Origin of the sequence: Lactiplantibacillus sp. DA1 (assembly GCF_032681335.1) — a bacterium.
GTDB lineage: Bacteria > Bacillota > Bacilli > Lactobacillales > Lactobacillaceae > Lactiplantibacillus.
Genome location: NZ_JAWHTQ010000008.1, coordinates 134,325 through 149,367, shown reverse-complemented (window position 1 = coordinate 149,367; position 15,043 = coordinate 134,325). Strand labels below are relative to the sequence as shown.

Below are 15,043 nucleotides of genomic sequence, written 5' to 3'. Positions count from 1 at the left end.
TGCGGTTGATACGATGTACAAGTTATTTTAAGCCATGATATAAAATATGTGGCGCTAATTGGATTCTTTTTAGTCAGTAATACACGTCTCATTCTAATCTCTAGGGGTGGGTAACAATGTCGTTGTATTTGACAACGAAAAAACGCCTAGCAAGTTACTGGGCGTTTAAAATAATAATTATTTGGCTGTTTCAGGCTTGGTGCCCCGACCTTGGATGAATTCAATCACAATCAGGACAACGTAGCAGATTAGGACGATGCCTAAGAGATTGGTTGTCTTAACGGTGCTGGATAGCCAATAGTATTGCCAATCTTGGTTGTTGAAGACCCACCATACTAAGAGACCGGCTAAGGCACCTAATGTATTCATAATTGCAATAAAGAAAATGTTGCCGTTTTGTTTTTGGCCGGCCCAATATGCGGAAAGGATAGCCATCCAAACACCCCAAACAATCAAGCCAACAACGACGACCCAATAAATCAATGACGCGATCATGTGTACTCCTTCTTTCTACAAGTTAATAACTTTATTTTACCATGAATTCGATTACATTGGCACCATTTCAGTGATTATTTTCACAATCTGTCTCTGAATGATGCCGGTGAATTTGTTGGATTACTTGTTATTTGGGGGCGGATTATTTACAATTAGAACATAATAATGTAATTGAGAAAGGATTGGCAATCAATGACTTCTGCATGGAATTGGATTGGGATCATTGCGTGGATCATTGTTTTGGCGTTAGTCGTGTGGGTATTTCATCATATTCGCGTACGACGCATCAAGATGATCGTGGAGCGTAAGCATACGTTTGAGTGGGGAAATCTTATTATTACCACCATTGAATTAATCGTCAGTCTCGGATTGTTGGTTGGCATGGGTTATGTGACTTTTAACCATCAAGTTGATCTGTCAGATACTAAAGACGTTAAGGTGAGTTATCAAGTAGAACCCTTAGTTTTACGTGTTGGCACCAATGGTTCTTACTATGTTGCGGTTGATCGGGGAACGACGCAAAAACCAGTGCATATTTATAACTATTGGGTCAATGGCGCCAAGTACACTGTTTCTAGTAACAAAGCGACAGTAGTTACGAATTTGTCACAAGTTAAAGTTGCGGATGCTGGTATTCCATGGTCACAAAAGCAATTAGTTAAGCAGGATCGTGCCCATGAAAAAGCATACGCGGTTAAGCTAACGGCTACTTATCAGCCATCATTTTGGAATGGCTTGGGTGTTCATGTTGGTCATCAAGCGATGACTCGCTGGCTGATCCGGGTACCAGCGCAATCGTTTATTAATACCACGGATGTTCAATCTAACTAATCATAAACAAACTAAATTAATCGAACCTTGTGCGTTTTAGTAGCCAAGATTCGATTTTTTTCATAGAATTATTAAAAGTTGTTAAATATTTATATTAGTATGCTTTTTTTAGGAACCTTATCATAATTATACGGTAGAATGTAATTGTTATATTTTTATAGGCTAATTAATTTATCTGCTTAATCGTATGACTGAGAGAAGGAAAAATTGATGATTAACGAACCAACAAGTAGTCCACTATTTGTTTGTGGTATCATTGGCGATTCAACCGCCATGGTCCTTAATAAATGTTTAATAGGACCGTTTAAGAATCGTTATGATTTAGTGACGACACCAGTGACGACGCGGGCCACGTTGAGTGAGTCCGTTAGTCAGATCGCACAACTTCAAACAGGACTGCAGACTGTTATTTCTAAGCAACTAGGTACCGTCCAGCTCACGATTCCAGCCTTAGCAGCATTAGAGTTACCAACAACGTTGATTAATATTTATTATTTATTAGAACCAGTGGGCGGACATTTATTGCGTGACCGGCCACACTATACTGAAGCTGTATCGGCAGGTGCCGCACGGATTCCCTTGGATCATTTGAATTGGGCGAATAGTTCGCCAAGCGTGATGCAAGCCAAGCGTTTCCTACAAACTGGCGCGTTTCCAACTGCGGAACAGCGGATTGATGGTTATCAGGTTCGCGAGCAAGTGCCATTTTAAAGATGTTGTTGACAATTTGATGGTCACGATGTAACTTAGATACAACGTGAAAATTAAATGTTGATGAGAAGAGTAATGATGAGTTGATGTCTAGCGAGTCAAAATAGTGGTGAAATTTGACCATTAGCTTATTGTGAAGATGAACTCGGAGTTGGTTAACGGTTGACGCTGCTAGCCCGGATTGACCGCCGATAAGCAGGTTAAACGTAACGATCGTGTTGCGTGAGCGACAGCAAGGCTGTAATAATAGGTGGCACCGCGGAGTATAAACTTCGTCCTTAGTAAGTTAAGGACGAAGTTTTTTTGTTGAGAAAGAGGGCCTTTAAGATGGAACAAGCAGCATTTATTAAAAAGTACGCAACAACGCGCCGACATACGGATTCATTGAAATGGGATGCATTACAAGCTCGCTATGGTAATCCTGATTTATTGGCAATGTGGGTCGCCGACATGGAATTTAAAGTCCCAGAACAAGTAACCCAAGCGTTGCAGGAGCGAGTCGCCCAAGGTGTGTACGGCTATTCGATTACCCCAGAGCGATATTACCGTGCTTTTATTGATTGGGAGCAGACGCGCCACGGATTAGCCTTGAAGCGCGATTGGATCCGTTTTGGTAGTGGGGTCGTTAATTCATTATACGCACTAGTGAATATTTTAACGCAACCAGGCGATGGCGTGCTAATCTTGACCCCAGTGTATTATCCATTTTTTAACGCGGTCCGGGATAATCATCGGCAATTGGTCACGTCGGAATTGTGCAATGATCATGGGCACTACACCATTGACTTTGCGGATGTTGAGCGACAAATCAAGACGAACCAAGTGAGGTTATTCATTCAATGCTCGCCACATAATCCAGTTGGTCGGGTGTGGACCGAAGCGGAGGAAACGCGATTATTAGCATTATGCGAACAGTACCATGTGCTCGTTATTTCAGATGAAATTCATCAGGATTTAGAAATTGATCGGACCAATCATCCGTTCAAATCAGCATTAACGGTAGCCAATGGGCGGTTTAGTGACCGGGTGATTGTCGTCAATGCACCGTCTAAGACGTTTAATCTTGCGGCGCTTTTGAACTCACAGCTAGTAATTCCTAATCCAAAATTACGACAACGCTATGATGCACAAATCGGGCGCTTCAGCCAGACTGAGATCAGCGTCTTAGGCCAAGTTGCCGGCCAAACGGCTTATGAATCGGGCGCGGCCTGGTTAGACCAGATTTTGGCAATCGTCCGTGATAATTATCATTATTTATGCACCACCTTTGCCGCCCACGCGCCTAAGTTGGTTTTAGCCGATTTGCAGGGGACGTATTTGACGTGGCTAGATTTACGTGCGTACGTTCAGCCAGCTGAAATGAAAGCATTTATTCAAGATCGATGCCAGCTCGCAGTTGACTTTGGTGAGTGGTTTAGTCCGGATGCTCAGGGCTTCGTACGATTAAACTTAGCGACTGATCCGAAAAATGTCCGTGAAGCAGCCAAGCGTATCGTCACATGCTTAGAACAGATTCAAAAATAAGATCAAAAAATTCCGACACCAACGTGTTGGAATTTTTTAACGACTTTTATTGGTGATCGTGCGCTGCTTGAGTGAACGTCGCCGAACGATCTCTCGGCGAATGAAGGAGTAAGCAATCAGCCCCAGTGCCAGTACACCAATGATGACGGCGGTTTTAACGTAACCGAATATCCAGAAAAAGACCGCAATAGCGAACGTACAGTAAACAATTAAGAACATGGAAGCCCTCCTCCAGTCAAGTGGTTGTGTTATTTAATAAAACCATTGTACCGAGAAAAAATAGCTAACTCATGATTGAAATTTGAATTTTCTGTTAAGGATTACCAACTAGTTTTGAATACTGTGCCAAATACGGTCATGTTGAGTAGCTTAATCGTGGTACCGACGATTTAGTCGCCGTTCATTAGCGTGTGCGAGTTGTTCGGCCGTGAGCTGATAGGTGGTGGCAACTTGAAGTTTCTTCAAACCAGTTTGAAAGGCCCCCAGCTGAATTGTATTACTGGCTTGTGGCTGAAGCTTAGCACTGATTGCTGTTAGCATAGTTAATTCGGGTTGGAGCGTCTCGTGAACTTGTTGGTCATATTGATGTTGGCTCAGGCTGTGAGTCTGCCACCGGTTCACACGGCTTAATAGGGCCATTAATTGGTTGGTTAATAGGTTCATAAGATAATCAGTTTCTTGGTTAGTGAATGTCATCAAAAATAAGCCTCCGATAAATAAAGTTTGTTAACTCAAATATTAGCATGAGTAAGGATAATTTAATTACTATTTTAATAAAAAACGTTAAAAGCAGCTGGCGATGAGTTTTAATCGCAAATATGTTTGTGAAGCGTGATACATTATCAATAACTAAGTGAAAGGAGTGGATCATCATGATTGGACATATTACATCGATGCAACCGGATTACGATCAGGGAATCTTAACTGATTTTCATGGACGACACTTTAAGTTTCAACTAACCGCAGTTTTGCCGGTAAGTGCGTTGCATATTGGCGCGGAGTTTTATTTTAGTCCCCAGTTAACCGCGGCCGGTTTAGTTGCGGTACAGTTACGATATCAGCGTCATGATGGGACTTGTTTATCCGTTCGACCACCGACTGATGTCAGTCAACAGGTGGTGGTTTGGATTGGGGAGTTAGTCTTAAATACGGATGAGATTCAATACTATGCATTGACGACGGATCAGGCCGAAGTCCGCAATGGCTATGCGTCGTCAGCACGCCATTTGGTGATTAAGATGCGCTGTGGTCGCCAATATATTTTCTATAATTGGGACGGTGTTAATATTGATGATGTGGTCATGAAGTTAGCAACGCTACCTATGGTGCAACGTCAATTTGGGTGAAATTAGGTAGTAGATTTAAGTGTCAGGAGAAATACTAGTGGGAGATTGTTATGATTGAAATAAGCGCTTTAGAAATTCAAAGAATTCCTAAAGCGCTTATTTGGATGCTTGATTTGGTGAGATTTAATGGTCGCGATCTTTAAAAATAAATAATTTACTAAAGAACCAATTCAGTAAAACCACAATAATCTGGTCAATTAATTTGACGATAAGGTCGTTGCCATGAAGTAACGAGACCCCAATAATCATGATACCTTCATCAATGAAGAAGCTTAATAAACGAAAGCCAAAGAATGAAGTCATTTCAATTAAAATGGTGCGAAAGGTCGGCGTCTTGGAATCAAAAACCCAAAGTTTATTTGTGATGTAGGCAAATAGCACTGAAATGAACCAAGCAATTGTATTAGCTAGCCAGTATGGCCAAAAATGATTAAAAATGCCAAAAACAATAATATTGACCAGGGTGGTTAAGCCCCCAAAGATTAAATAAGATAGGACGCTTTGATAGCGTTGCCAGAGTTGCTTGATAAATTGTCCCACAGATTATTACCCTCACTTTAGCTGATTATTACTAGCTACTATCCTATCATATTAAGATAGCTGTGTGTTGGGTAATTTTAGCGCGGTTCAAGTTGGTGAAGCTGGTGACTAAACGCATTGCGGGCCGTAACCAAATCGTGATAGCAAGTGTGCATGACGGTCAGACGTCCCAGTGTCGTGGTTGCAATGATAATGAGTCGGAAGGAATTGTGCTCCAAGTATAATTTGCTTAGCCGCACTTGATATGAAAGGCCTTCGTTGATGACGATTGTATGACAGGCAATTAGCCCCGGTCGAATGCCTAAAGAAAGCATACAACTCACCCCCCAGTAGATTGATTTCAATTGTAAAGGTCAACTGTAAATATCACATGTTGTTGTTGTAAATGTTATGTAAATTCTATGGTGATGATGGACGAGCTATTCCTAAATGTATTAGGCTGAGTTAGCGAGTTTCTATAAATGATAACGCAACCAACGCTGATAAATGGTAAAATAAAGTTAATAGATGGAAAGGGCGTGACGTCAATGGTACAAGAATATTCGAATATTTTAGTTCCCCTAGATGGCTCACAACAAGCTGAGATTGCACTTGATAAGGCGGTTGCTGTTGCCAAGCGTAACGAGGCGCATATCGATGTGTTAGCAGTTATTGATCCTGGTCAGTTTGGGTATAACTTAGCGGGCTTGGCGGATGGTGACATTACGTATCAATTAGTTCAGGACTCTGAAGCTTATTTGAAAGAAACAGTTGATCAAGTCAAAAAGGATGGCTTTACGGACATTGCCTTCCACATTCGAATGGGCAGTCCCAAGCCCATTATTTCACAGGACTTCGTCAAGGATCATCATAATGATTTGATCATGATGGGGGCCACCGGGTTAAATGCCGTTGAACGAGTGCTGGAAGGGTCGGTTACAACGTATGTGCAGCGTAATGCGTTGACTGACGTGATCGTAGTTAAGACGGATTTACAAAATACGCAAGTTGAAAAGTAGCGGTAGTAGCAAGTTAGTTATCAAGTGATACGATGCTTGTACTAGTAATTGAAAAATGAAGCAGGTAGCGAAGTGGTTGACTTCGCTACCTGCTTCATTTTTGATATTGCCGGGTAGTTTGTGACAGGCTTAATTTCTGATTCTTAACTTACGGTTGAACAAGTAGGCGAGACCACCGATGATACCGCAACCTACCAGCATCGTGATGAATGGCATGGTTGGGTTAAAGTAACCAGTTTTAGCTTCCTCGTGGCCGGGATAACCAATAATAAATTTCAAAAAGTTCTCAAGCCCCGTGTAATTATAGGTCGATTGATTACGAGCCATAATGAGGGCCATTATCCAAATAATAAGCATGCCAATGATGGGGATACTTATTATTAAAATTGTTTTGGCCCATTTACCGAACAAGGCGAGTAGTGTGCCACAAGCCATGCCGGTAAGGCCAACCCCGATGTAGAAAATCCAATTAAAGAGCAAACTAGCTAAAATGTTTAGCCAGACTTGGCTACCGAGGGCATAAGCATACAGTGCATAGCCTGATTTCATCAATGCGGTGTTGGTGCTCCACTGTAAATATGGAGCATGAACACCATAGTAATAAATAGCGTTGATGATGACAAACAAACCACTCAACGTGAGTAATGCGAGCACCCGAGCCTGAAAATAGGTTTGTCGTGAAAGCCCATTTTGAATAAAGAGTTTAAAATTATCATAGGTGAGCGCTCCAACAATGAAAATAAACATGAAGAATAGAGCTCCAAGACTTAGGTCAGCAAAGTTAGCGAGCGGGGAATATTGCCGAATATTACCTGTAATAAGCGCGAATAGTAGCGGTAGTACCCCGAATGCGACGAACAAAGTGAGTATTGACCACCCAACCATTTTCAATTGTTCCGTTAATAAATAACGGGTGGTATTACGAACTTTAATTGACATGTGCGGCGGCCTCCTCCTTCGTATTAGTCAGGTTAACAAATAGTTTTTGCAGATCTAAATGCTCGACTTTGACCGTGTCAGGAATTGGTCGATCGTCATTTAATGGCCCGTAGACATAGTGGGCTGTGATACCGCCAAGATGATCCTTACCAATAATGTTTAAGCCGTCCGTATAAGTGCTAACATCGATTTGTGGGCCGGTCACCGCGTAAGACTGACTTAAAATATTAGTGACATCGCCATCAACAATAATATGATGATTATCCAGTATGAAGACGTGCTCAATCAAGTTTGTGATTTCTTCGATTAAATGGGTCGAAATCACAAATGTACGGGGGTGGTCACTATACGTTTCAATCAATTCTTGATAGAAAATTTCGCGGTGATTAGCGTCCAATCCTAGGACTGGTTCATCTAAGAAGATGTATTCAGCTGGCACACATAACGCAATAATCAGTTTGAAAATCGTTCGGTAACCGGTCGATAATTTGCCAAAGCGTGCATTTAAGTCGAGTCCGAAGGTATGGGCCAGCCTGTCAGCGTAAGCGGTATTGAAATCGCCGTATAATAGGGCCGTGGTCTTGAATAACTGTTTGACCCGCGAACGCTCAGAATAGAGGTTGACTTCACTCATCAAGTAAACCTTTCCTAACGTGCGGTCGTTATCACACATGGATTCGTTGTCCATGGTGACCGTTCCGCTGTCAGCAAAGATACGATTGCTGATAATGTTCAGCAAGGTACTTTTACCAGCACCATTGCGGCCTAACAAACCGTAAATCGTGTTTGGTTTGATCGTTAGGTTAAGATTATCCAGGACGGTTTGACCGCGAAAGGCTTGCTGGACAGCCTGAACTTGAATACTCATGATTCGGAAAACCCCCGTTCAATTAATTTAGCTAATTCATCTTGCGTAATGTGGAGCTTTTGTGCTTCAGCGACTAGTTTTTTAACGTAGTCGGTGTAGAACTGATCCCGGCGCTTTTCAACGATCCGTTGTTGGGCCCCCGTGATGACAAACATTCCGACCCCGCGCCGTTTTTCAATCAATTGGGCATCCACTAAGATGTTCATGCCCTTAAGCACGGTTGCAGGATTAATATGGAATTCTTTAGAAATCTCGGTTGTCGAAGGAATTTGCTCACCTTCAGCGAAGGTTTCCGTAAAGATAGCTTCTTCAATTTGGTCGGCAACCTGCAAGTAGATTGGTTCCGTGCTATTAAAGTTGAACTGCATTTTATTCACCTCATTGCAGTGATTGCCCTATTTCGTTGTGGCCTTTTGTTGCGGCTGGTGCAGTTGTCGTTCGGTACGATCAATACGGGCAGCAATCCAACTAGAGAGTAGGAGGAGGGTACCCAATACGGCCAGTAGGGTGTCTTGATGTTCAAAGACAACCTGGGTAGCTAAGCCTAGGTTAACGCCGAGCCACAAAAGCGGCATGAGTGTCCCTAACCAGAATTGACGACGATTTGCGAGCACGTAACGGTGTAATGGTGTAATAACGATTAATAAAGCGACTAATCCAAAGTATACCATGATTTTTCCCTCCTCCGAAAGGTTATTGTAAAACGATTCGCCGGTAGATGGTGATCGTAATGAGATAATAGAGCAAGTAGAGACCAGCAAAGATCAAGAATGGCAACCAAATGCCCGTATATGGTGATGTGATCATCATGATCTTGAACATTTGTAGTCCGAATAAGACGTGCACGATGCCGACGATGCCAGGAAGAATAAAGAGAACTGCAATTTCTTTATTAATGGCACCGGTGAGTTGCCGTTTAGTGGTACCGACTTTATCAAGCATCTGGTACCGGTGTTGATCAGCATCAGCACCGGATAGAATTTTAAACATCAAGCAACTAGCAAGCATGGCAAGAAAGGCAATTCCAAGGAACATGCCCATAAATTCAAGGCCAGAATACATACTGTTGACCATCAGATACATTGCATAGCGACCGCCGAATTGTTCGGGACTTGTGGTATGAAAATGGTGCTTGGCCAGTTTGTCTAGGGCAGTTCGGTGCTCGATGACACTGCTAGTTGCGAATACTGTCAGTCGTTGCTCAGGTTGGGCGATTTTAGCGTAAGCCGCTTTTGATAAGAACATTGGCGTTGCGGTTACCATAACGCCACTTTGAAGTTGCATTAATTGATAATTTTCAGCTGACTTTTGTAATTTGGTAGCGTCGTTACGAACAGTACTAAAAGTTAGTTGCTTTTTGTCTTCGGTGTGAATAGTAGCAAAAGGTTGTCGGTTAAATTCATCAGCTTGGAAATAGACAACTTTCTTAGTTGCTTTGAAACGATAGGTAGCAGTTGTCTTAGGCTTCATCGCGGCAATTTGGGCCTTTTCGGTTTTGCTTGCGTTGACTAACCCCATATCATAGGCGTTGTTGATGTTAACCATTGATGGAATTTGACTGTGAAAGCCCATCCCAACAGTAATTGCGCCAAGCGCTAGTGCAAATAACATTGCCACAATTGACAACATCTTAGTGTAATTACGGATTCGGAAACTAAGCTGTGACAAAGTAAAGCCGTTCAGACCACGTTGGGCGAATGAGAAGCGCTTGAGTGCGACCATTAGCCAAACAAAAATGGCATTAAATAAGAGGTAAGTCCCCAGAACAATTGTTACTAGGGCGATACCAATACCCATGAGTTGTAAAGTTTTTAAGTTAGCCATTGACCAGTAACCAATTGCAATCGCAATAACGCCGACAACGATTTCAATCAGTTGGCGAGCTGGTTTTAGTTGGGGCCGGTTAGGTTGGTCGTTGCTGTGCAGTAATTTCAGGGCCGGTGTCTTAGTTAATGCTAGTAGGTTGAATAAGCCAGCAATTAGGAACAAGCCGACATATAGTAATAGGGTAGCGATGGCAGCTGGTGTATACCAGGCCGCAAATCGGTGGAGCGTTAAACCAAGGCTATTAATTAGAATCTGACTCACACCGACAGTTAGGCCCGTCCCAACGAGAATTCCAACAATGGTTGCGGTGACGCCGACGAGCAGTGTCTCAAGCCAAATCAATTGGCCAATCTTACTCTTGCGCGCACCAACGAGCATGAAAAGCCCGTAGTCACGCTTACGCATACTTAATAAGAATGAATTGGCATAGCCAATGTAGACTAACGTGATGATGGTAAGTAACACAGAACCGAATTGGAAGATGATGCCGACCATACTAATGCTCGTATTTTGTTTTAAGAAATCTTGATTGGTGGCCAGCGCTTCAAACATATAAAAGATTGCGCTAGACATAATCAGTCCTGAGAAGAGGACCAGATAGTCGCGCCACCGGTGTTTGAAACCGGTCATTGCAAGTTTAGTTAACATAGTTTAAAGTACTCCTTTTACTGTTTCGACTTACTGTTCAAACGTTCCGAGGTTATCAAGCACCTGTTGATAAAAGTCACTGCGACTGAGATCCCCACGTTTGAGTTCCTGACCAATCTGTCCGTCCTTAATAAAGAGAATTCGTTGGCAGAAGCTAGCTGAAAATGGGTCGTGGGTCACTAGCAAGATTGAGACGGCTCGTTCTTGATTGATTTTGGTGAATAAATCAAGTAATTCACGCGCTGACTTAGAATCAAGGGCACCAGTTGGTTCATCACCAAATAGAATAGCGGGATCGTTAATCAAAGCTCTGGCCGCCGCGACACGTTGCTTTTGACCACCAGATAATTCATTAGGGTAGTTCGCCAAGAATTCTTGAATCCCCAATTGTTGCGCGACTTTTTCAACGGCTGGTTTGATTTTTTTTACCGGTGTGTTTTGTAGTGACAATGGCAAGGCAATATTCTCATAAGCCGTCATTGTTTCTAATAAGTTGAAATCTTGGAAGATAAACCCAATCTCTTTGGCCCGAAAATCAGCAAGCTGATTACCTTTTAGATGTGTAATCGGTTGTTGACGAATGGTGACTTCCCCACTAGTCGGCTGGTCTAACGTGGCAAGCATGTTGAGTAAAGTGGTTTTCCCTGAACCAGATGCGCCCATGATGCCGACAAATTCCCCTGGTTGAACATTGAAGTTAATTCCTTTTAACGCTTCGTATTGTTTACTACCCGCTTTACCATACGTTTTGTGTAGGTCGCTGACGGTCATGATTGGTGTAGTTGTCATTTTAAATACCCCTCTTAAGCTCGTTAGTTTGTTACTTGGTTAATTACTTATGTAACTAACTATAAAGGCAACTAGCGTAACTGTCAATCATTATTTCTCATTTTAGGGTACTTGGGCTGAACAATGTTGATTTAATAGCATTTATAAGCAGGCCCGTCAAGTGGTTAGCGTTTGGGAGAAGCCCACAATAGACTCGTGATTTTGAGCTGGATATTGAACCCGCTAACTAAGCTATGATCGGAAATGACACTAAGTGGGACATAATCAAGTTCATGATTATGGGGACACTTGTATGAGAATCTAAGGAAGTTGTTATGAAGAACGCGTGAGGGTAGATTGCAATTAAGTGGTGGCAGGCCTAAAATAATTTTACTGATAGCTAGTGCGTAGGCACGCGATAAGATGAGGAGGAGCAAGCTTGAAGAAGATTTTGGTATTACACACTGGTGGTACTATTGCAATGTCAGCTGATGAATCCGGTAATGTGACTCCCGGAGATGAAAATCCATTAGATAATTATCAAAGTTCATTTGGCACGGATATCGAGTTAGAGACCGAGGATGTCTTTAACGTACCATCGCCCCATATCACTCCGGCACGGATGCTGCAACTAAAGCAGCGCATTGATAAAGCCGCGCATGAAGGTGTCGACGGGGTCGTTGTGACACACGGTACGGATACTTTAGAAGAAACGGCCTATTTTTTAGATCTTACTTTACCAAATGAGCTGCCCGTAGTGATTACGGGTGCCATGCGGTCAGCCAATGAGATTGGCTCAGATGGACTGCATAATCTGGAGACTGCCATCCAAACGGCTAGTACGCCGGATGCTGCCGAAAAAGGGGTGTTGGTCGTAATGAATGATGAAATTCATTCGGCGCGCTATGTTACTAAGACGCATACGACTAACGTAGCGACTTTTCGGACGCCAACATTTGGCCCTATCGGTTTGGTTGCTAACAAGGGTATCGTCTTTTTTGAATCATTATTACGGTCAACAGTTTGCCCGATTCAGACCGTGACGGATAATGTTTTTTTGATTAAAGCGTATGCTGGGATGGGGCCAGAACTTTTTGACGCCATCGCTCAACCAACGACCCACGGGGTGGTTATTGAAGCGCTGGGAGCGGGCAATTTACCACCGGCGACGTTACCAGCAGTGCAGAAATTATTGGATATGCAAATTCCAGTTGTCCTAGTTTCCCGCTGCTTTAACGGGATTGCCCAGGATGTTTACGCCTATGAAGGCGGTGGTGTTCAATTAAAGCAAATGGGCGTCATTTTTTGTCAGGGTCTGAATGGTCAGAAGGCCCGTATTAAATTGTTGGTGGGCGTGAGTGCCGGCATGTCGACGGATGAACTGGCGCGCTTTGTTGCCACAGCTAATTCATAATTAGCTTTATCAGCAGTGATGGATTGGTGAAGCTACTCTTGAAAGGCCACTTTAGATGATGCGCTGTTGAATGGGTGGCTTTCGCCAAGTCAGCAAATGAAATGATTTTGATAAAAATAGCTTATCCCTTCAAAGTTGAAGTAGGGATAAGCTATTTTTATTGGATGAGTATTATCGTTTACGATGTGATTGTATTATTGGTTGATCAGATTTTGCCGAATCAACCGTGCCACGTAAGCCTCGTGGAGCAAATCACCGTGACTGATTGATTTTTGGTTAACGGTCATGGCGGTATAGCGGGTCACGTTATTCATAAATAAATCGCCACCAGCATTCACACTACTAAGCGGTACAATGTCATCATCACCATTCCCGGTGTCACCAGCAACGTTAATCACAGCGTGTAGTTTCTTGAACTGATCTTTGTGCTTGAGAAGCGGTGTATAGAGGGTTTTATCTGGGTGCTCAGCATCAATACCTAAAAATGGTGTGCCAATTAACATCAAATCGTGAATTGCCAATGGTTTCGAGGTGCTTAAGCCAGCTAAATAACGACTCCAAATTAAACCACCATTCGAATACCCTAGGGCGTTAGCTGTTTTAAGATGTTGGTGACGTTGTAAGTACTGAATGGCGTTAGCTAAGCCGTCTGTTTGAGTCATAATGTTTTCTGCTGAATCAGCACTATTTTCGAAAAAAATCACGATAATCGCGTCGTTAATATTAGTATTTTCGACCCGCTTTTCCTTGAATTGTAGTTGCTGATTCGCAGTAACAGTCAGGGTGATTAGTGGGTGACGCTGTTGCGCATTGAGCGAACGTACAATATCATCGAAGTCAGTACGCCGACTACTACTGCCAGCAATCATAATTAATGGTCGTTTTTGGGTGGTTAACACGTGGCTGGTTTCATCTTGGTGGATTTGGGTTGTTAGCCCCAAACCAATGATTAATAACAAAAATAAGCCACTGGCAATTAACCCCCATATTACTTTTTTAGGCATCAACTCACCCCATTAGAAATTATTTAGAAGCGTTCAGCGATGATTGGTCGGTTATTTAATGGTTGAAGCGCGCGATTATTTGCTGTAAATAATTGCTGATAAGTTGCTAACTGTTGTTCGCCAATCATCACGGTATCAGCACAGACATACCATTCAACCGTTTCACTTAGTGGCGGAGTTGTTAATGATCCTAAGTAATGATAGACTACGCCGGTATCGGGTAAGAGTTCGGTTAAGTTAACGGGATCAGCTAGTTTTTGACTTACTTGGGGCGTAAATTGATCGAGTAAGCCTTGCAAACTGGAATTGGGCTTGCCAATGCGGCCGAAAACGGCGACAACGGCTAATTGACCGGTGACACTTTGATGAACGAGGTGCCATTCAATTGGGGCGGCCTGACCATCAATAAGATGTTCTGCCGGTGTGTGAAAGTGAATTTGTTGAAAGGCGAAGTCACGATCATTCAAATAGGCGGCACCAATGCCACTAGCCTTTAATGTAGTGGCTTCACCAGTGATTGCTTGTGCCTGGTAGAGTCCTCGCCAGCTGATAGCGGATAGTTGTGATTCTTGAGCGGTTTTAGTCTGAATGTCAATTGGTGATTGATGCTGGCCACTAGTCATTGGCCAGTCAGTTTGATGTGCATAATCAAATGTCATCGAAAGATCCTCCGTTTATTATTGACGTTATTGAATTTAAAATAGTTGAAACTAGTTAGGACACCTGCTGATAATTGTTGACGCTCATAGTAGTGACAGTGTTGCCGGTTACAAGTCAACATGGACAATGATTGGATCATGCGACGCTTACAAGTCAGTGACAATCGGCTGAGTCTCGTTGAAAGCGGTCATTCAGAACCGGTTCGATAGCCGTTAGCCAAGCGCTAACGGCTATCGACGAACAGCAACCTGATCCGCGGGTTTCCGACAATATTTGACGGAAATTACATACGGGGCTATCGTCAGTATAATACAGTTATCCATGCAACTTACATTATAACACCCATTGATAGGAGGGCGTATGCTGGCCGATTAGGGCAATAAAGATAATAACGCGTTAATCAGCCATAAGTCCTGATTAAAATAAGCCAGTGCCTAAGTTTAAAAACAGGCAGCTCGATGTCGGCGATG

Annotated in this window: 19 protein-coding genes; 6 read left to right on the top strand and 13 right to left on the bottom strand. The window is 42.8% G+C overall.

Going from position 1 to position 15,043, the window contains the following annotated elements; translation table 11 throughout:
- Positions 1–177 precede the first annotated feature (177 nt).
- Entirely contained in the window at positions 178–495 is a 318-nt protein-coding gene (locus RXV91_RS13280; RefSeq protein ID WP_316440259.1) for a hypothetical protein, read from the bottom strand.
- Positions 496–687: 192 nt separating this feature from the next.
- On the opposite strand from RXV91_RS13280, the gene RXV91_RS13275 reads away from it, so the two are divergent.
- From RXV91_RS13275 to RXV91_RS13265, 3 genes are all read left to right on the top strand, one after another.
- Positions 688–1,326 (top strand): LVIS_2131 family protein, encoded by a 639-nt coding sequence (locus tag RXV91_RS13275; RefSeq protein WP_316440258.1) that lies wholly within the window; start codon positions 688–690, stop codon positions 1,324–1,326.
- 210 nt (positions 1,327–1,536) lie between these two features.
- Positions 1,537–2,037, top strand: coding sequence for a phosphohydrolase (locus RXV91_RS13270; protein WP_316440257.1), 501 nt, complete (start codon positions 1,537–1,539; stop codon positions 2,035–2,037).
- Between the two features lie 327 nt (positions 2,038–2,364).
- The gene (locus RXV91_RS13265; RefSeq protein WP_316440256.1) at positions 2,365–3,561 is read left to right on the top strand and encodes a MalY/PatB family protein; all 1,197 of its coding nucleotides are present in this window, start codon (positions 2,365–2,367) and stop codon (positions 3,559–3,561) included.
- A 36-nt stretch (positions 3,562–3,597) separates the two neighbouring features.
- Here RXV91_RS13265 and RXV91_RS13260 read toward each other — a convergent pair whose 3' ends face one another.
- Together RXV91_RS13260 and RXV91_RS13255 are read right to left on the bottom strand one after the other, a co-directional pair.
- Positions 3,598–3,780, bottom strand: coding sequence for a hypothetical protein (locus tag RXV91_RS13260; RefSeq protein WP_316440255.1), 183 nt, complete (start codon positions 3,778–3,780; stop codon positions 3,598–3,600).
- 150 nt (positions 3,781–3,930) lie between these two features.
- Entirely contained in the window at positions 3,931–4,257 is a 327-nt protein-coding gene (locus tag RXV91_RS13255; protein WP_316440254.1) for a hypothetical protein, read from the bottom strand.
- Between the two features lie 176 nt (positions 4,258–4,433).
- Between RXV91_RS13255 and RXV91_RS13250 the strand changes: the two genes are divergently transcribed.
- A complete protein-coding gene (locus RXV91_RS13250) occupies positions 4,434–4,907 on the top strand; it encodes a hypothetical protein (RefSeq protein WP_316440253.1) in 474 nt (157 codons plus the stop codon).
- A gap of 123 nt (positions 4,908–5,030) precedes the next feature.
- Here the strand turns inward: RXV91_RS13250 and RXV91_RS13245 are convergent, their stop codons facing one another.
- The gene (locus tag RXV91_RS13245; RefSeq protein ID WP_316440252.1) at positions 5,031–5,447 is read right to left on the bottom strand and encodes a GtrA family protein; all 417 of its coding nucleotides are present in this window, start codon (positions 5,445–5,447) and stop codon (positions 5,031–5,033) included.
- A gap of 77 nt (positions 5,448–5,524) precedes the next feature.
- Positions 5,525–5,761: a sodium:proton antiporter gene (locus RXV91_RS13240; RefSeq protein WP_316440251.1), complete on the bottom strand. Its 237-nt coding sequence runs from the start codon at positions 5,759–5,761 to the stop codon at positions 5,525–5,527.
- Positions 5,762–5,974: 213 nt separating this feature from the next.
- Between RXV91_RS13240 and RXV91_RS13235 the strand changes: the two genes are divergently transcribed.
- Positions 5,975–6,445: a universal stress protein gene (locus tag RXV91_RS13235; protein ID WP_003644733.1), complete on the top strand. Its 471-nt coding sequence runs from the start codon at positions 5,975–5,977 to the stop codon at positions 6,443–6,445.
- A gap of 129 nt (positions 6,446–6,574) precedes the next feature.
- Here RXV91_RS13235 and RXV91_RS13230 read toward each other — a convergent pair whose 3' ends face one another.
- From RXV91_RS13230 to RXV91_RS13205, 6 genes are read right to left on the bottom strand one after another with little or no spacing between them, the layout of a single operon-like run.
- Complete coding sequence (locus RXV91_RS13230; protein ID WP_316440250.1) at positions 6,575–7,384, bottom strand: ABC transporter permease; 810 nt, start codon at positions 7,382–7,384, stop codon at positions 6,575–6,577.
- The gene (locus RXV91_RS13225) at positions 7,374–8,252 is read right to left on the bottom strand and encodes an ABC transporter ATP-binding protein (protein ID WP_316440249.1); all 879 of its coding nucleotides are present in this window, start codon (positions 8,250–8,252) and stop codon (positions 7,374–7,376) included. The genes RXV91_RS13230 and RXV91_RS13225 overlap by 11 nt, the downstream gene beginning before the upstream one ends.
- Positions 8,249–8,620 (bottom strand): GntR family transcriptional regulator, encoded by a 372-nt coding sequence (locus tag RXV91_RS13220; RefSeq protein WP_316440247.1) that lies wholly within the window; start codon positions 8,618–8,620, stop codon positions 8,249–8,251. The genes RXV91_RS13225 and RXV91_RS13220 overlap by 4 nt, the downstream gene beginning before the upstream one ends.
- 27 nt (positions 8,621–8,647) lie before the next feature.
- Positions 8,648–8,923 carry a hypothetical protein gene (locus RXV91_RS13215; RefSeq protein WP_316440246.1) on the bottom strand — a complete coding sequence of 92 codons (276 nt, stop codon included), beginning with the start codon at positions 8,921–8,923 and terminating at the stop codon, positions 8,648–8,650.
- Positions 8,924–8,945: 22 nt separating this feature from the next.
- On the bottom strand, positions 8,946–10,727 hold the full coding sequence (locus tag RXV91_RS13210; RefSeq protein ID WP_316440245.1) for an ABC transporter permease: 1,782 nt from the start codon (positions 10,725–10,727) through the stop codon (positions 8,946–8,948).
- 30 nt (positions 10,728–10,757) lie between these two features.
- A complete protein-coding gene (locus tag RXV91_RS13205) occupies positions 10,758–11,516 on the bottom strand; it encodes an ABC transporter ATP-binding protein (RefSeq protein WP_316440244.1) in 759 nt (252 codons plus the stop codon).
- Between the two features lie 418 nt (positions 11,517–11,934).
- Between RXV91_RS13205 and RXV91_RS13200 the strand changes: the two genes are divergently transcribed.
- Positions 11,935–12,909, top strand: a complete 975-nt coding sequence (locus tag RXV91_RS13200) for an asparaginase (RefSeq protein WP_003642578.1) — start codon at positions 11,935–11,937, stop codon at positions 12,907–12,909.
- A gap of 194 nt (positions 12,910–13,103) precedes the next feature.
- Here RXV91_RS13200 and RXV91_RS13195 read toward each other — a convergent pair whose 3' ends face one another.
- Together RXV91_RS13195 and RXV91_RS13190 are read right to left on the bottom strand one after the other, a co-directional pair.
- The gene (locus tag RXV91_RS13195) at positions 13,104–13,913 is read right to left on the bottom strand and encodes an alpha/beta hydrolase (RefSeq protein WP_316440243.1); all 810 of its coding nucleotides are present in this window, start codon (positions 13,911–13,913) and stop codon (positions 13,104–13,106) included.
- A gap of 23 nt (positions 13,914–13,936) precedes the next feature.
- Positions 13,937–14,572 carry a carbonic anhydrase family protein gene (locus RXV91_RS13190; protein WP_316440242.1) on the bottom strand — a complete coding sequence of 212 codons (636 nt, stop codon included), beginning with the start codon at positions 14,570–14,572 and terminating at the stop codon, positions 13,937–13,939.
- Positions 14,573–15,043: the final 471 nt, after the last annotated feature.